The sequence below is a fragment of the Amycolatopsis sp. cg13 genome (assembly GCF_041346965.1).
Classification (GTDB): Bacteria; Actinomycetota; Actinomycetes; order Mycobacteriales; family Pseudonocardiaceae; genus Amycolatopsis.
In genome coordinates this window covers 4,648,756-4,664,538 of record NZ_CP166848.1, presented here as the reverse complement: position 1 = coordinate 4,664,538, position 15,783 = coordinate 4,648,756, and the positions used below count along the sequence as shown (strand labels likewise).

Genomic DNA, 15,783 nt, shown 5'->3' with positions numbered 1-15,783 from the left:
CCCTCAGGGTTCCCCTCACAGACGTTCGGCAAGGGCGGGAGCGCAGGTGAACAGAGGGGCAGGCAACAGCCATTTCACTGCGGCCTGGGCAGACTCTCCCTAGGCTTGGGTATCGTCCACCACCAGCCGTCCTGAACGCTTCCCGGGGAATGATGACCGACCAGCCGAACGCTAATCCTGACCAGTCCGGTGCCGTCGGAACGGACCGGTTGGGTCCTCGGCCGCTTGAGCGGCCTGCGGTGGATCAGCAGCAGGCGGCTGTCTTCGGGCGTCCGCACGGGGTCGAGGGGGCGTTCGACAAGCTTTACACCCCGCCGCCCAACGGGAATGGGCAGCAGAAGCTCAGTCTCGCGCCGCCGACGCCCGAATCTCTCGCCGAGGCGTTCAGCAGGCCTGCGGGGGCCGAGGGGGTGCGGTTGCAGCGGCCGCTCGAGGCGGCTGGGGAGAATGGCGCCGCGGAAGATCCGTTGTGGACTGACACCAGCGATCCTTGGCGGGATCCGGCGGCTGGGGCCGTGCTGGCGGGGCCTGCGGTGGTTCCGGACGAAGACGAGGGCGAGAAACCGAAGCTGCCCAGCGGTGCGCAGTTGAGCTTGCCTGAGGTGTTGTTCGGGCGGCGGGTGCAGCCGAAGGCGTTGGCGTTGCTGGGGGTCGTCGCGTTGTTGATCGGCGCGGTCGGCGGGCTGGTCGGCTGGTGGGTCGGGGATACCGGGTCCTCGTTGACCGGCAGCGCCACGATTTCCGAGGCGGATGCGGCCAAGGAACGGCCGCCGGGGTCGCTCGCGGACATCGCGCGGCGGGTGGCGCCCGCGGTGGTTTCGCTCGAGGTGGTCAAGCCTGGTGCGGACAGCGGCGAGCAGGGTTCCGGCGTGGTGATTGATCCGCAGGGGTACATCCTCACGAACGAGCACGTGGTCGCGACTGCGGTGGGGGACGCTGCTACGAAGATCACGGCGGTGTTCAACGACGGGACCCGCACCGAGGCCAAGATCGTTGGCGCGGATCAGAAAACCGACCTCGCCGTGGTGAAGGTCAATGTCACGAATCCGGTCGTGATGCAGGTCGGCAAATCGTCCGATCTGCAGGTCGGGGACGCGGTGATCGCGGTCGGGTCGCCGCTGGCGCTGCAGAACTCGATCACCTCGGGCATCGTCAGCGCGCTCGACCGGCCGGTCACCGCGGGCGGCGACAACGGGGCGGCTCCGGTCACCTATTCCGCCATCCAGACCGACGCCGCGATCAACCACGGCAACTCGGGCGGGGCGCTCGTCGACTCGAGGGGTGCGCTGGTCGGGATCAACTCCGCGATCCGCTCGTCCAGCTCCGACGGCGGCAGCATCGGCATCGGGTTCGCCATTCCCAGCGACTACGCCATCAAGATCGCCAAGGCACTGATCAAGGACGGCAAGGTCAAGCACGCCGACATCGGGATCAACGCGGCCTCGACGGTCGCCGGATCGTCGACGATGGGCGCGCAGGTCCGCAACGTCGCCCCGGGCGGTCCGGCCGCAGGCGCGGGGATCAAGGAAGGCGACGTGATCACCAAGATCGGCGACCACGTCGTGCGCGACTCCGCCGAGCTGACCGTCGCGGTGCGCAGCCACGACCCGGGCCAGGTGGTCCCGGTGCAACTGGCCCGCGACGGCGCGCTGCTGGTGGTGGACGTCACGCTCGGGTCGGACTGACACCCGTTCTTACTAATCCGGCCAAAAGTAGGCCGACCCCCCGTGCGGCACGTAACCGTCGCTACGAAAGTCATTCGGCCGTGGCTGTGGCCGGGTTAGTAACGATCGGCACAGTAGCTGCCGTGCGACGTTCGGGCCTGCCGGGACGCGAAACGGCCCGGGTAGTCTTGGGCGGGGCAGCACCGAGCGGAGGTTTCACGGGTGTTCGACAGTGTCGGCTGGGGCGAGATCCTCGTGCTCATCATCGCGGGGCTTTTCATCCTCGGGCCCGAACGGCTGCCCGAAGCGGCGGCCTGGATGGCGAAGAGCGTCCGCAAGGCCCGCGACTTCGCGACCGGCGCGCGCGAGCAGCTGCGCGAGGAGATGGGCCCGGAATTCGACCAGCTGCGCAAACCCCTCGAAGACCTGCGCGGCCTGCGCAACCTGGATCCGAAGCGGGTTGTGACGCAGCATTTGTTCGACGGGGACTCGGATCCGCTGGGGTTGAACGGGTTCAAGAACGACCTCAACGGTTCCAACGGGAACGGGAACGGGTCGAGCGGGGTGCCGACGATCAAGCCGCAGACTGCGCTCCCGCAGCCGGAGCCGTTGAAGCCGGGCGAGCGTCCGCCGGTCGATCCGGACGCCACCTGACCAGCGAGGTACGCGGCGATCCCGGTGGGCCAAGCCGACGCGCGACGCGCTGATCAGGCTGGGTAGCCTCAGGAGCATCAGCTCAACCGACCCTGGAGGTTCCCGATATGTCACGCCGTGCGGCTGCGCTGGCCGGAACGATCGCTGCGGCCGCCTTCGCCGTCGCCGGGTGCAGTGCCGACGACGAGCCCAGCACCAAGGCGCCCGCCACCTACACTTCGGTGCCCGCCCCGGCGATGCCGTCCTCGTCGGCTCCGGCCAGCAGCCAGGCGAGCGCTCCCGGGAACGGCAGTGCCACCGGTGAGCAGCCGAACGTCAAGCGCGGCGCGCAGACCGGCGAGGCGGGCGTCGACGTGCTGGTCACCGTCGCCTTCCAGGGCGGGAAAGTCACGCCGCCGGCCGGGGTCGTCGACGTCAAGGTCGGCAACAAGGTGAAGATCATCGTGTCGTCCGACCAGCCGCAGAACATCGACGTCCAGGACCAGCCGGACAAGTCGGGCGACGTGTCCTCGAAGAAGCCCGAGGACATCGACTGGACGGTGACGAAGCCGGGCGACACCAAGGTGACGCTCCGCGAGTCCGGCGCCCTCCTGGTGACCGTGCACGCCTCCTAAAGGCAACAAAAAGAGGCGTGCACCCGCGAGAGGGTGCACGCCTCTTCTTCTGTCCAAATAATCAGCGACCGGCCGGGCTCACGTTCAGCATCATCCCGGCCAACCCGCGCGCCCGGACCGACAGTTGCTTCGCCGCGTCCTTCAGCACCAGCGACGCCGGGGCCTCCGGATCGGACAGCACGATAGGGGTGCCCTCGTCGCCCTGTTCGCGCAGGCGCGGGTCCAGCGGGACCTGGCCCAGCAGCGGCACCGTCGAACCCACCGACTTCGACAGCGAATCCGCGACCGTCTGGCCGCCGCCCGCGCCGAAGACCTCGATCCGTTCGCCGGTCGGGGTTTCCAGCCACGACATGTTCTCGATCACGCCCGCGACGCGCTGCCGCGTCTGCATCGCGATCGCGCCCGCACGCTCGGCCACCTCGGCGGCGGCCTGCTGCGGCGTGGTCACCACGAGGATTTCCGCGTTCGGGATCAGCTGCGCCACCGAAATCGCGATGTCGCCGGTGCCCGGCGGCAGGTCCAGCAGCAGGATGTCCAGGTCGCCCCAGAACACGTCGGCCAGGAACTGCTGCAGCGCGCGGTGCAGCATCGGGCCGCGCCACACTACGGGGGTGTTGCCCGGCGTGAACATGCCGATCGAGATCACCTTCACGCCGTGCGCCTGCGGCGGCATGATCATCGTGTCGACCTTGGTCGGCTTCTCGCGCGCGCCCAGCATGCGCGGCACCGAGTGGCCGTAGATGTCCGCGTCCACCACGCCGACCGACAGCCCGCGCTCGGCCATCGCCACGGCCAGGTTCACCGTCACTGACGACTTGCCGACGCCGCCCTTGCCGGAGGCCACGCAGTAGACCCGCGTCATCGAACCCGGCTGCGCGAACGGGATCACCGGCTCCGCCGCGTCGCCGCGCAGCGATTTGCGCAGCTCGGTGCGCTGCTCGTCGCTCATCACGTCCAGCTCGACCCGCACGTCGGCGACGCCGGGGAGCTTCGAGACGGCCTTCTTGGTGTCCGCGGTCAGCGTCGCCTTCAGCGGACAGCCCGCGACCGTGAGGTAAATCCCGACGTCGACCACCCCGTCGTCGCCGACCGCCACGTCCTTGACCATGCCGAGGTCGGTGATCGGTTTCTTGATTTCCGGGTCGTACACGTCCTTCAGCGCGGTGCGGACGTCGTCGACGCTGGGGAGCTGCTGTGTACCAGTCACGCTTCCATCGTACGTACTGCCCAGTTCAGCTTTGCTTGGCCTTGCGCGGCTTGGAGTCCACGTCGAGATCGTCGCGCAGCCGGTCGAGTTCGCTGCGCAGGTAGTCGCGGGTCGCGACCTCGCCGACCGCAAGCCGCAGCGCCGCCAGTTCGCGCGCGAGGTACTCGGTGTCCGCCTTGGTCTGCGCGGCGCGCGTGCGGTCCTCCTCCAGCGACACGCGGTCCCGGTCGTCCTGGCGGTTCTGCGCGAGCAGGATCAGCGGCGCGGCGTACGCGGCCTGCGTCGAGAACGCCAGGTTGAGCAGGATGAACGGGTACGGATCCCACTGCAGCGACAACGCAGTCAGGTTCAGCACGATCCAGACGACCACGATGAGCGTCTGCCAGAACAGGTACTTCCCGGTGCCGAGGAACCGCGCGATCCGCTCGGTGAACCGGCCGAAGGTGTCCGGGTCGATGTTCAGCCGCAGGCGGGCCTGGCCGCGCGGCTGGTCGAGCCGGCGGCCGGAGCCGAGTTCAGGCACGTTCGGCCTCCTCTAGATCAGCACCGTCCGCGACGTCGTGCAGTCCGGTTTCGCGCCAGTCGTCGGGCAGCAGATGGTCGAGCACGTCGTCGACGGTGACGGCGCCGAGCAGGTGGTCTTCGGCGTCGACGACCGGGCCGCACGCCAGGTTGTACGCCGCGAAGTAGCGGGTGACCTCGGCCAGCGTCGCCTCCGGGCGCAGCGCGGTGAGGTCGGTGTCCACCGCGCTGGCGACCAGTTCGGCGGGCGGTTCGCGCAGCAGCCGCTGGAAATGCACGACGCCGACGAACCGGCCGGTCGGCGTTTCGGTCGGCGGGCGGCACACGAACACCATGCTGGCGAGCGCGGCGGGGAGTTCGGCGTTGCGGATGTGCGCCAGCGCCTCGGCGATCGTCGCGTCCGGCGTCAGCACCACCGGTTCCGGCGTCATCAGCCCGCCCGCGGTGTCCGACGAATACGCCAGCAACCGTTTGACCGGCGCGGATTCCTCCGGCTCCATCAGTTCCAGCAGCCGGCTCTGCTCGGCCGGGGCGAGTTCGGCGAGCAGGTCGGCGGCGTCGTCCGGGTTCATCGCCTCGAGGATGTCCGCGGCGCGTTCCTCGGCGAGGTAGGCCAGCAGTTCCTTCTGGTCGTCCTCGGGAAGCTCCTCGATGACGTCCGCGAGCCGTTCGTCGTCCATCGCGTCGGCGACCTCGTGGCGGCGCTTGATCGGCAGGTCGCGCAGGGTCGCGGCGACGTCGACCGCACGCATCGTGTCGAACAGCATCAGCAGCTGGCCCGCGCCCTGGGGCTGTCCGGTCAGGTCGGTGAGCCCGAGCCCGGAGACCTCGCTCCACGGCAGCACCTGCATCGCGGCACGCCGACGGCCGAGCGTCAGCCGCGTCGAGCGCTCGCGGACGGCGAGCTTGGCCAGCACCCAGTCCCGCGTTCGGGTCGGCTCCATCGCCGCGTCGACCACCGTCACCCGGGTTTCCGCTCCGGTGAGCGTGGCGTGCGCGTCGAGAAGCTGCCCGCACACCAGGACCTCGTTGGGCCGCTGGTGGAAATGCCGCATGTTGACCGAACCAGTGGCGAGCGTCACGGCGTTCGGTTCGATCGAGGTGACCCGCAGCATGGGGACGAACACCCGCCGCCGGGTCGCCAGCTCCACGACCATGCCGAGGATCCGCGGCGGCTGCTGGTCCAGCCGCAGGCCCGCGACTACGTCGCGGACCTTGCCGATCGATTCCCCGTCGGGCCCGAATACCGGCAGACCCGCGAGCTGTGCTGCGTAAACCCGGTTTGTGCCTGCCATGGCGCCGACACTATCGGCTGCTGCCGGTGTGCGCTCGTGCCGCGACTCGGCGAACTCTCAGCTAAGCAGCGCCCATCGGGTCAGCGCGGGGAGCGCCTCGGCGGACGGGCCGTCGTCGTCCTCGGCCAAACCGCCGAAATCGACCAGATCCTGGGCGTGCCACAGCCGGTTCTGCACCGCCCGCACGAGCGTCCACGCCTTGGCTCGGTCGCGGTCCAGACCGCTCGCGGCGAGCTTCGAGTCCAGTGTGGACTCGCTGAACCGGTTCCACAGCAACGAAAGCGCGCCGTATTCGAGATCGCCGGCGAGCGGCTTCGGGTCGATCACCAGCCACGGTTCGCGGGTGCCGGACAGCACGTTCTCGTAATGCAGGTCCTCGTTCACCAGCGCGTTGCCCGCCTCCGGACCGAGGTCGCGGCACACCGCCAGCGCGGCGTCCAGCTCCCGGCGGGGGAGCGGTTCGCCCAGCTCCCGCCAGGACTTGGGCAGTTCTTCGAGCAGTTCCTCCGCGATACCGGACAGCGTGCGGGTGAGTTCGGCGGGCGCGGGCACGGCGAGCCGGCGGGCCAGTTCGCTCATGATCTCGACGGCGGGCAGGAGCGGTTCGCCGTCCAGCGTGCGGCTGTCGTCGAGACGCTCCAGCAGCATCGCGCCGTCCTCGGGCGCGGACTCGTGCAGCAGCACCGATCCATGACCGGCCCATGTGGACAGTGCGAGCGGTTCGTCGCGCGATTCTTCTTCCACCCAGCCGAGTTTGAGCACGACGCGGGAACCGTCCGCGCGCCGGGCGGGCTGGACGACGCCGACATAGCCGTGCCGCGCGGTGTCCTCGAACTCCAGCTCCCACTTCCGGGCGTACCGCTGCGCGAGCGCGGGCAGCGACGCGAGCCACGGGACAGCTTCCGGACCGAGCACCTTGGGGGCGCGTTCAGCGAAGGCGGGCGGGATCTCCAAAACGGTCACAACGCCCATCCTGGTCGGCCGCGCAAGCCGTTTCCGGGGTCGTCTTCCGCGCGTACAGTGGGTGGACAAAGGGTTTGGCGAACCCGGGAGCTGCCATGATCGTCGAGATTGTCAGCGCGGTGGTCGTCGCGGGCGGGGTGTGGCTCGCTTCCGCGGTGCGCGTGGTGAAACAGTACGAACGCGGGCTGGTGTTCCGTTTCGGCCGGGTGCGCTCGCATGTCCGCGACCCCGGGCTCGCGCTGCTGCTGCCGATAGCCGACCGCATGCAGAAGGTGAACATGCAGGTCGTGACGCTGCCGGTGCCCGCGCAGGACGGCATCACCCGCGACAACGTCACGGTCCGGGTGGACGCGGTCGTGTACTTCAAGGTGGTCGACCCGGTGCTGGCCGCGGTCCACGTGCAGGACTACCGGTCGGCGATCGGCCAGGTCGCGCAGACGTCGCTGCGGTCCATCATCGGCAAGAGCGACCTCGACGACCTGCTGTCGAACCGCGAACGGCTCAACGAGGGCCTCGAGCTGATGATCGACAGCCCGGCGCTGGACTGGGGCATCCACATCGACCGGGTGGAGATCAAGGACGTCGCGCTGCCGGAGTCGATGAAGCGCTCGATGTCGCGCCAGGCCGAGGCCGAACGCGAACGCCGCGCCCGGGTGATCTCCGCGGACGGCGAGCTGCAGGCGTCGCACAAGCTCGCGCAGGCCGCCGCGACGATGGCGGACACCCCGGCGGCGCTGCAGTTGCGGCTGCTGGAGACGGTGGTGCAGGTGTCGGCGGAGAAGAACTCGACGCTGGTGCTGCCGTTCCCGGTGGAGCTGCTGCGGTTCCTGGACGCGCGGACCGATCCGCCGGCGAAACCGGCCGCGAAACCGCCGGAGCCGCGGGCGTCGGCGGAGTCAGTGGAGTCTTCGGAGTCTTCGGAACCGGTCAGCAACGGCCAGGTCGCCCCGCCCGAGGGCGAGGCGAGCGACGTGCCGGATCAGCGGTCGAGGTAGCCGTTCAGGCCGAGGACCAGCAGCGTCACGAAGAAGCCGACCCACATCGCGACCGTCACGTAGCCGAGCACGACGGCTGACAGCGCCATGGTGCGTCCGCCTGCTTCGTTGCGGTTGGCCTTGGCCAGCGCGACGTGACCCATCGCGATGCCGGGAACCGCGAGAACGCAGGTCACCAGCCCGATCACCGAGCACACCAGCGCACCGGTCGCGAGCCCGGTGTCGGTGTTTTGCGCGTACGGCTGGTAAGGCGCGCCGTACGGCGGCGGAGCCGGGAAGGCCTGGTACGCGGGCGGCGGCGCGAACGGATCCGGCTGCGGCGCAACGGGATACGGCGACGCGGCCGGTTGCGCGGCGGGAGCCGGTTGGTCGTCGGGCAGCTGCGCGACCGGGCCGGGGTCGGGCGCGGTCCAGCCCGGCGGGGGAACCAGCGGGTCAGCCTCCGAACGAGCCTCCGAAGTGGACGAGACGGCCTCCGCCGGGGCCTCGTACGGTGTGGGGTCGGCGGTGGCCGGCGGCTCGTACGGAGCGGGGTCCGCGGTCGGCGGCGGATCGTAGGCCGCCGGTTCGCGGTCGGACGGAGTGGTCACTAGTGCACCCTCTTTCGCGCAGGCCCGCTAAGGGGGCTTGTGGTAGGAACTAGGCGGAAGCCGGGGTGACGGCCTTCAGTGGTCGCCCTTCGTGGGCCTCGATGACACTGCCGCCCCCGGCTTCCCCGGAACCGCGGATCGATGACAGAGGGACGCGCCATAGAGCGCCGGTTAGTGACCACTCGACCATCGGTTCCCTCGCCTCCGTCTGGTGCCTGCCTCATGGTGCGAACAGAGAGGCGACGGGGTTGTCGCTGGAAGATGGGCCGTTGTTCTTCGTCGGGATCGACTGGGCTGCCGCCGAGCATGCTGTGTGCGTGCTTGACCAGACCGGGAAAAAGGTTGCCGCGTTCACCGTCGAGCACACCGCCGCCGGGTTCGCCCGGCTGGGCAGGCTCGGTGACATCGAGCGGGTGCCAGTGGCCATCGAACGCCCCGACGGCCGTCTGGTGGACGCGCTGCTGGAGGCCGGGCACCCTGTGCTGCCGGTCAAACCCAACGCGATCAAGACCTGGCGGGAATCCGAGGTCCTCTCCGGCGCGAAATCCGACCCCGGCGACGCCGAGGTGATCGCCGACTATCTGCGGGTCCGCTTCCACCGCCTGCGCCCGGCCGAGCCCCTGTCCAGCCATACCAAGGCCCTGCGCACCGTGGTCCGCACCCGCGGCGACCTGGTCGACGCCCGGGTCGCGGCCACCAACCAGCTCGCGGCGCTGCTGGACGTGCACTGGCCCGGAGCCAAGGCCATCTTCGCCAACATCGAGTCCGCGATCGCCTTGGCGTTTCTGACCGCCTATCCCACCGCCGCAGCGGCTGCCGGTCTGACGGAGAAGCGCCTGGCCGCGTTCTGCGCCCAGCAGGGCTACTCCGGAAAGAAACCCGCCGCCATGCTGCTGGCCCGGCTGCGCTCGGTGCCGGCTGGAACGCTCGATCCCGTTGTTTCCCAAGGCATCCGCGATGCCGTGCTCGCTCAAGTCACCGTCATCGCCGCGCTCAACACCGCGATCAAGAACCTGGACCGCTCCATCAACAAGACGATGGATACCCACCCCGACGGCGAGATCTTCCGCTCCTTCCCCCGCGCGGGCACGATCAACGCCGGCCAGATCCTGGCCGAATGGGGCGATGCCCGCGCCGCGTTCGACCACCCCGATGCCATCGCCGCGCTGGCCGGGATCACTCCGATCACCAAGGCATCGGGCAAACAACGAGGCGTGTCGTTCCGCTGGGCATGCAACAAACGCCTGCGCCAGGCGATCACGACCTTCGCCGCGAACTCCCGCTTCGCCAGTCCCTGGGCCGCCGACATCTACAACAGGGCACGAGCCTCGGGCAAAGATCACCCGCACGCCACCCGCATCCTGGCCCGAGCCTGGGTACGGGTCATGTGGCGCTGCTGGCAAAACGGCACACCCTACGATCCGACTCTGCACGGTGGCGCCCAACAGACCACCGAACAGCAGCTCGCTGCCTGATTTCGATCTGCAGGTTGACACAGGGGGTGTCATCGGGGCTCCCTCGAGGTGCCGGGTTCGAAGGACGACGCTACCGGCAATCGCGGCGGCATCAGCCGAAAACTCCCGACTGGACCAGCGCGTGCACGATCAGCGGGATCGCGATGGCCCAGACGATCAGCGCGGCGTAGCCGATCACGAATCCGGCGAGCGCGAGCGCGCCGCCCGTGCCGCGGCCGCGGCGGGCCCGGTAGAACGCGATGTGCCCCATCACGATCCCGGCGATGGCCATCGGCGCGCACAGCACGAACCCGGCGATGGAGCACACCAGCGACCCGAGCGCGAGCCCCGCGCCCGGCGTCGGGCCTTGCGGGGGATAGGGCTGGTGCTCGTACGACGGGTGCGTGTAGCCGTCGCGGCCGGCAGGCTCGTCCCGGTCGTCGCTGGCCTCGCTCATCGGGATCCTTCTCGCGGTTTCGGGTGGATCAGCACCTTATCCGCACCTTAACGGGGGAAACCGGGGCCCGGCGTGAGCACCCTCATAGCCGCTCGGGCGCGAACCAGTCATACTCCCCGGTAACCCCAGCGCCGGGAGCCGGCGTCGCCCGCAGTGAGGAGCTGAGCTCATGGCCCGTCTCGCCCGGACCGCCGGCCTGACCGATGTGCAGCAGGAGATTCTGTCCACGGTGCGGTCGTTCGTGGACAAGGAGATCATCCCGCACGCGCAGGCGCTGGAGCACGCCGACGAGTACCCGGCGGAGATCGTCGAGGGCATGAAGGAGATGGGCCTGTTCGGGCTCACCATCCCGGAGGAGTACGGCGGTCTCGGCGAATCGCTGCTCACCTACGCGCTGGTGGTCGAGGAGATCGCGCGCGGCTGGATGAGCGTTTCCGGTGTGATCAACACGCACTTCATCGTGGCGCACATGATCAAGCAGCACGGGACTGCGGAGCAGAAGCAGCACTTCCTGCCCCGGATGGCGACCGGCGAGGTCCGCGGCTCGTTCTCGATGTCGGAGCCGGACCTTGGCTCGGACGTTGCGGCGATCAAGACCCGAGCCCGCCGCGACGGCGACGACTACGTCATCGATGGCGCGAAGATGTGGCTCACCAACGGCGGTTCGTCGAACCTGATCGCGCTGCTGGTGAAGACCGACGAGGGTGCGGAGAAGGCGCACCAGAACCTCACGACGTTCCTGGTCGAGAAGCCGTCCGGGTTCGGCGAGGTGCTTCCGGGCCTGACGATTCCGGGCAAGATCGACAAAATGGGCTACAAGGGCGTCGACACCACCGAAGCGGTGTTCGACGGCTTCAAGATCGGTGCCGACAAGGTCCTGGGCGAGGCTCCGGGCAAGGGCTTCTCGTACATGATGGACGGTGTCGAGGTCGGCCGCGTGAACGTCGCGGCGCGCGCGTGCGGGATCGCGATCCGGTCCTTCGAGCTGGCGATCGCTTATGCCCAGCAGCGTTCGACGTTCGGCAAGCCGATCGCGCAGCACCAGGCGATCGCGTTCAAGCTCGCGGAGATGGCGACCAAGGTCGAGGCCGCGCACCTGATGATGGTCAACGCCGCACGGCTCAAGGATTCCGGCGCCCGCAACGACGTCGAGGCCGGGATGGCGAAGCTGATCGCCAGCGAGTACTGCGCCGAGGTGACCCAGGAAGCGTTCCGGATCCACGGCGGTTACGGCTACTCCAAGGAATACGAGATCGAGCGGCTCATGCGCGAGGCCCCGTTCCTGCTGATCGGCGAGGGCACCAGCGAAATCCAGAAAACCATCATCAGCCGCGGCCTGCTGCGGGATTACAAAGCCTGACCCGCGTCTCGCCGGAGTTCGCGCGCTCCGCCGGTTCTTGACAAGATGGAGCCCTCGGACCGGACGAGTGCGCAGGTGATGATGGTGAGCAGTCCCTTTGGTGGCGGTCAGGGCCAGGCCGGGCTGCCGCGGCTCCCGACCCCGCCGTCCGGCTGGCCGATCGGGTCGTACTCGACTTACGGCGAGGCGCAGCAGGCGGTCGATTTCCTCGCGGAAAGCGAGTTCGCGGTCACCGACGTCACGATCGTCGGCGTCGACCTGATGCTGGTCGAACGCGTCATCGGACGGCTGTCGTGGGGCCGCGTGCTCGCCGCGGGCGCGATGTCGGGCGCGTGGTTCGGCCTCTTCGCCGGGCTGCTGCTGGGGATGTTCGTCAACCAGGGCGGCTTCACGCTGCAACTGCTGACCGGGCTGGTGCTCGGGGTCCTGTCCGGGCTGGCGTTCTCCGCGATCGGATACCGCACGTCGCGCGGGCGCCGGGATTTCTCGTCGGCGAGCCAGCTCGTCGCCGGCCGGTACGACGTGCTGTGCCAGCCGCGCAGCGCGGAGCAGGGCCGCGAGCTGCTCGCGAAGCTGGCGCTGCGGCCGCCGCCCGCCACGGCTTGAACTCGCCTTCACGAGGCCAGACCCGCGCCGCCGTCCGCCACGGCGTAAATACCCACGGGACTTTTTCACCCGTCCTTCCGATGGTTCGCGCGCACCTGGCTGAATCGTTACCGACCCTGCTTGCGGCGGGTGATCGCCGGGCATAGGTTGTCCGACACCGGTTGGCCGGTCGTGTCCTCCAGCGCGGCCTGCCGGCAACTGGCACGTCGGGGTGCTGGCTCGGGTCCGCCTCGTCGCGGCGTGCTGTCTGGGGGCGGCGCCGGACGGTGCCGTGTGCACACGCGAGGAGGCTTGGATGGGGAAGAAACGGCCCAGCGGAAAGAAACGAGGACCTACCCGCGCGGGGGCGCTGCTCGCCGCGGGCTTGCTGACCAGCGGCCTGGCGGCAGGCTGCGGAACGGCTTCCGGGACGACGATCAACGTCTACTACTCCCCGGAGGACCATTTCCAGACGGTCGTCGACAACTGCAACAAGGCCGCCGCCGGGCGGTACCGGATCGTCTACAACAAGCTGCAGCGCGGTTCGGACGACCAGCGGATCCAGATGGCGCGGCGGCTCGCCGCGGGCGACACGTCGATGGACGTGCTCGGCCTCGACGTCACCTGGGTCTCGGAGTTCGCCGAGGCGGGTTGGGTCGACGAGTGGACCGGACAGAACAAGACGGCCGCTTCCGAGGGCGTGCTGCAAGGCCCGCTGGAAACCGCGACGTATCAAGGAAAGCTCTACGCCGCGCCGAAGAACACCAACGTGCAATTGCTCTGGTACGACGACCGCCTCACCCCGACCCCGCCGAAGACGTGGGACGAGATGATGCAGATGTCGCAGCAGCTCAAGAGCCAGCACAAACCGTATTCCGTCGTGTTCACCGGCGCGCAGTACGAGGGCCTGGTCGTCATCTACAACACGCTGGTGGAATCGCTCGGCGGGCACATCCTGTCCGACGACGGGAAATCCGTGGTGATGGACGAGGGCGCGGTGCAGGCGCTGGAACTGCTGAAGAAGGTCACGTCGTCGGGGATCACCGATCCGTCGCTGACGAACCAGAAGGAGGACGACGTCCGGCGGACGTTCCAGGGCGGCGGCGCCGCGTTCGAGCTGAACTGGCCGTTCGTTTACGCCTCCTACGCCGAGGAAAAGCCGCAGGACCTGGCGCACTTCAAGTGGGCGGTGTATCCGCAGGCGAAGGCGGGCATTCCCTCGAAGAGCACGATCGGCGGGTTCGACCTCGCGGTGAGCGCCTACTCGCAGCACAAGCCCGAGGCGTACGAAGCGGCGTTGTGCTTGCGCAGCAAGGAAAACCAGAAGGTGTCCGCGATCAACGACGGTGTGCCGCCGACGATCGAGTCGGTGTACCACGACGACGTGCCGGTGGACCCGGCGAAGCCGGTGTCGGCGGACAACCCGAACATGGCGCAGAAGTACCCGATGCGCGACGCCATTCTGTCGGCGCTGAAAACCGCCGCGGTCCGGCCGCTCACGCCGGTGTACCAGAACCTGTCCACGGTGATGTCGAAAATCATTTCCCCGCCGTCGGCGATCGATCCGCAAGCGACCGCGCAGAAAATGCGGGAACAGCTCGATGACGCGCTCCAGTCGAAGGGAGTGATCCCGTGACCGTCCAGGATCCCGCCGCGACCACGCAGGAAGCGGCGCACCGCAAGGGAAAGCCCGCGCTTTCCGAGGGCAAGAAGGCGGAACGGCGGCTCGGGCTCTGGCTGTGCGCGCCCGCCTTCATCGTGATGATCGCGGTGACCGGATACCCGATCATCTATTCGGTCTGGCTTTCGCTGCAGCGCTACGACCTGCGGTTCCCGTCGCAGCACGAGTTCATCGGATTCTCCAATTACGCCGCGGTGCTCACCAATTCCTACTGGTGGACCGCGTTCGGCACCACGATGTTCCTCACCGTGGTTTCGGTGGCGATCGAATTCGTGCTCGGCATGGGGCTCGCGCTGATCATGCACCGCACGCTCGTCGGCCGCGGACTGGTGCGCACCGTCGCGCTGATCCCGTACGGCATCGTGACCGTAGTGGCCGCGTTCTCGTGGTATTTCGCGTGGACGCCCAAAACCGGGTACCTGGCGAACGCGCTGGGCGAGGGCGTCGCACCGCTGACCGACCAGTGGCCGTCGCTGTTCATCATCATTCTCGCCGAGGTGTGGAAGACGACGCCGTTCATGGCGCTGCTGCTGATGGCCGGGCTGGCGCTAGTGCCCGACGACCTGCTGAAGGCCGCGGCGATGGACGGCGCGACCGCGTGGCAGCGGTTCACCAAGGTGATGCTGCCGGTCATGAAACCGGCGATCCTCGTCGCGCTGCTGTTCCGCACGCTCGACGCGTTCCGCATTTTCGACAACATTTACGTGCTCACCGGCGGCGCGCAGGACACCGGATCGGTGTCCATGCAGACCTACGACAACCTGGTCAAGGGGCTCAACCTCGGGATCGGCTCCACCATGGCGGTGCTGATCTTCATCACCGTGGCGATCATCGCGTTCCTCTTCATCAAGGTCTTCGGCACCGCCGCGCCCGGCACGGACGACGGGGGGAAGCGCTGATGGCCATCGGAGGTGCGGCCACGACCGGCCGCAAAGTGGGCTGGGGCCTGCTCGACATTCTGGTGCTGGTGTTCGCGATCGTCCCGGTGCTGTGGGTGCTTTCGCTGTCGTTCAAGACGAAAGCGACGCTCACCGACGGCAATTTCATCCCGGTGGAATGGACGCTCAAGAATTACGCGGACATTTTCCAGACCACAGAGTTCCTGCGCGCGCTGGTGAACTCGATCGGCATCGCGGTGATCTCCACGGTCATCGCGGTGGTGCTGGGCACGATGGCGGCGTACGCGATCGCCCGGCTGGACTTCCCCGGGAAGCAACTGCTGGTAGGGCTTTCCCTGCTGATCGCGATGTTCCCGCAGGTCTCGCTGGTCACCCCGCTGTTCAACATCGAACGCGGACTCGGCCTTTTCGACACCTGGCCGGGGCTGATCCTGCCCTACATCACGTTCGCGCTGCCGCTGTCGATCTACACGCTGTCCGCGTTCTTCCGGGAAATCCCGTGGGAGCTGGAAAAGGCGGCGAAGATGGACGGCGCGACGCCGGCGCAGGCGTTCCGGAAGGTAATCGCGCCGCTGGCCGCGCCGGGCGTGTTCACCACGGCGATCCTGGTGTTCATCCTTTGCTGGAACGACTTCCTGTTCGCCATCTCGCTGACGTCCACCGAGTCGTCGCGCACGGTGCCGGCGGCGTTGTCGTTCTTCACCGGGTCCTCGCAGTTCGAGGACCCGACTGGCCAGGTGTGCGCGGCTGCGGTCGTGATCACGGTGCCGATCATCCTGTTCGTGTTGTTTTTCCAGCGTCGCATCGTGGCGGGGCTGACGTCCGGTGCGGTGAAGGGCTGAC

General features: G+C 68.5%; 16 protein-coding genes. 10 read left to right on the top strand and 6 right to left on the bottom strand.

Going from position 1 to position 15,783, the window contains the following annotated elements:
- Nucleotides 1–152 precede the first annotated feature (152 nt).
- The 3 genes from AB5I40_RS21310 to AB5I40_RS21300 all read left to right on the top strand — a co-directional run bounded on the left by AB5I40_RS21310 (nt 153) and on the right by AB5I40_RS21300 (nt 2,932).
- On the top strand, nt 153–1,685 hold the full coding sequence (locus AB5I40_RS21310; RefSeq protein WP_370940275.1) for a trypsin-like peptidase domain-containing protein: 1,533 nt from the start codon (nt 153–155) through the stop codon (nt 1,683–1,685).
- Between the two features lie 201 nt (nt 1,686–1,886).
- Entirely contained in the window at nt 1,887–2,318 is a 432-nt protein-coding gene (tatB, locus tag AB5I40_RS21305; RefSeq protein ID WP_370940274.1) for a Sec-independent protein translocase protein TatB, read from the top strand.
- A gap of 107 nt (nt 2,319–2,425) precedes the next feature.
- A complete protein-coding gene (locus tag AB5I40_RS21300) occupies nt 2,426–2,932 on the top strand; it encodes a hypothetical protein (RefSeq protein ID WP_370940273.1) in 507 nt (168 codons plus the stop codon).
- A 61-nt stretch (nt 2,933–2,993) separates the two neighbouring features.
- On the opposite strand, the gene AB5I40_RS21295 is transcribed toward AB5I40_RS21300, so the two are convergent.
- The 4 genes from AB5I40_RS21295 to AB5I40_RS21280 are packed head-to-tail and all read right to left on the bottom strand — an operon-like array spanning nt 2,994 to nt 6,919.
- Nucleotides 2,994–4,139, bottom strand: coding sequence for an Mrp/NBP35 family ATP-binding protein (locus AB5I40_RS21295; protein WP_370940272.1), 1,146 nt, complete (start codon nt 4,137–4,139; stop codon nt 2,994–2,996).
- A 25-nt stretch (nt 4,140–4,164) separates the two neighbouring features.
- Nucleotides 4,165–4,662 (bottom strand): DUF1003 domain-containing protein, encoded by a 498-nt coding sequence (locus tag AB5I40_RS21290; RefSeq protein WP_354750980.1) that lies wholly within the window; start codon nt 4,660–4,662, stop codon nt 4,165–4,167.
- Complete coding sequence (locus tag AB5I40_RS21285; protein WP_370940271.1) at nt 4,655–5,956, bottom strand: magnesium transporter MgtE N-terminal domain-containing protein; 1,302 nt, start codon at nt 5,954–5,956, stop codon at nt 4,655–4,657. Before AB5I40_RS21285 ends, AB5I40_RS21290 begins: the two co-directional genes overlap by 8 nt.
- Nucleotides 5,957–6,013: 57 nt before the next feature.
- A complete protein-coding gene (locus tag AB5I40_RS21280; RefSeq protein ID WP_370940270.1) occupies nt 6,014–6,919 on the bottom strand; it encodes an aminoglycoside phosphotransferase family protein in 906 nt (301 codons plus the stop codon).
- Between the two features lie 95 nt (nt 6,920–7,014).
- On the opposite strand from AB5I40_RS21280, the gene AB5I40_RS21275 reads away from it, so the two are divergent.
- On the top strand, nt 7,015–7,914 hold the full coding sequence (locus tag AB5I40_RS21275; RefSeq protein WP_370940269.1) for a slipin family protein: 900 nt from the start codon (nt 7,015–7,017) through the stop codon (nt 7,912–7,914).
- Here the strand turns inward: AB5I40_RS21275 and AB5I40_RS21270 are convergent.
- On the bottom strand, nt 7,899–8,504 hold the full coding sequence (locus AB5I40_RS21270; protein WP_370940268.1) for a DUF4190 domain-containing protein: 606 nt from the start codon (nt 8,502–8,504) through the stop codon (nt 7,899–7,901). The genes AB5I40_RS21275 and AB5I40_RS21270 overlap by 16 nt on opposite strands.
- A gap of 248 nt (nt 8,505–8,752) precedes the next feature.
- Between AB5I40_RS21270 and AB5I40_RS21265 the strand changes: the two genes are divergently transcribed.
- Nucleotides 8,753–9,979, top strand: coding sequence for an IS110 family transposase (locus tag AB5I40_RS21265; RefSeq protein ID WP_370940267.1), 1,227 nt, complete (start codon nt 8,753–8,755; stop codon nt 9,977–9,979).
- Between the two features lie 91 nt (nt 9,980–10,070).
- Here AB5I40_RS21265 and AB5I40_RS21260 read toward each other — a convergent pair whose 3' ends face one another.
- On the bottom strand, nt 10,071–10,415 hold the full coding sequence (locus tag AB5I40_RS21260) for a DUF4190 domain-containing protein (protein WP_370940266.1): 345 nt from the start codon (nt 10,413–10,415) through the stop codon (nt 10,071–10,073).
- A 169-nt stretch (nt 10,416–10,584) separates the two neighbouring features.
- Here AB5I40_RS21260 and AB5I40_RS21255 point away from each other — a divergent pair, with 169 nt between their 5' ends.
- The 5 genes from AB5I40_RS21255 to AB5I40_RS21235 all read left to right on the top strand — a co-directional run bounded on the left by AB5I40_RS21255 (nt 10,585) and on the right by AB5I40_RS21235 (nt 15,782).
- Nucleotides 10,585–11,775: an acyl-CoA dehydrogenase family protein gene (locus AB5I40_RS21255; RefSeq protein WP_370940265.1), complete on the top strand. Its 1,191-nt coding sequence runs from the start codon at nt 10,585–10,587 to the stop codon at nt 11,773–11,775.
- Between the two features lie 78 nt (nt 11,776–11,853).
- Nucleotides 11,854–12,381, top strand: coding sequence for a general stress protein (locus AB5I40_RS21250; protein WP_370940565.1), 528 nt, complete (start codon nt 11,854–11,856; stop codon nt 12,379–12,381).
- A gap of 295 nt (nt 12,382–12,676) precedes the next feature.
- Nucleotides 12,677–13,996 (top strand): ABC transporter substrate-binding protein, encoded by a 1,320-nt coding sequence (locus tag AB5I40_RS21245; protein ID WP_370940264.1) that lies wholly within the window; start codon nt 12,677–12,679, stop codon nt 13,994–13,996.
- The gene (locus AB5I40_RS21240) at nt 13,993–14,940 is read left to right on the top strand and encodes a carbohydrate ABC transporter permease (RefSeq protein ID WP_370940263.1); all 948 of its coding nucleotides are present in this window, start codon (nt 13,993–13,995) and stop codon (nt 14,938–14,940) included. The genes AB5I40_RS21245 and AB5I40_RS21240 overlap by 4 nt, the downstream gene beginning before the upstream one ends.
- On the top strand, nt 14,940–15,782 hold the full coding sequence (locus AB5I40_RS21235) for a carbohydrate ABC transporter permease (RefSeq protein ID WP_370940262.1): 843 nt from the start codon (nt 14,940–14,942) through the stop codon (nt 15,780–15,782). The genes AB5I40_RS21240 and AB5I40_RS21235 overlap by 1 nt, the downstream gene beginning before the upstream one ends.
- The last annotated feature ends 1 nt before the right edge of the window (nt 15,783 follow it).

Coding starts and splice junctions, on each gene's coding strand:
- AB5I40_RS21300 (WP_370940273.1), top strand. CDS start 2,426: ATGTCACGCCGTGCGGCTGCGCTGGCCGGAACGATCGCTGCGGCCGCC.
- AB5I40_RS21255 (WP_370940265.1), top strand. CDS start 10,585: ATGGCCCGTCTCGCCCGGACCGCCGGCCTGACCGATGTGCAGCAGGAG.
- AB5I40_RS21260 (WP_370940266.1), bottom strand. CDS start 10,415: ATGAGCGAGGCCAGCGACGACCGGGACGAGCCTGCCGGCCGCGACGGC.
- AB5I40_RS21250 (WP_370940565.1), top strand. CDS start 11,854: ATGATGGTGAGCAGTCCCTTTGGTGGCGGTCAGGGCCAGGCCGGGCTG.
- AB5I40_RS21245 (WP_370940264.1), top strand. CDS start 12,677: ATGGGGAAGAAACGGCCCAGCGGAAAGAAACGAGGACCTACCCGCGCG.
- AB5I40_RS21275 (WP_370940269.1), top strand. CDS start 7,015: ATGATCGTCGAGATTGTCAGCGCGGTGGTCGTCGCGGGCGGGGTGTGG.
- AB5I40_RS21310 (WP_370940275.1), top strand. CDS start 153: ATGACCGACCAGCCGAACGCTAATCCTGACCAGTCCGGTGCCGTCGGA.
- AB5I40_RS21285 (WP_370940271.1), bottom strand. CDS start 5,956: ATGGCAGGCACAAACCGGGTTTACGCAGCACAGCTCGCGGGTCTGCCG.
- AB5I40_RS21235 (WP_370940262.1), top strand. CDS start 14,940: ATGGCCATCGGAGGTGCGGCCACGACCGGCCGCAAAGTGGGCTGGGGC.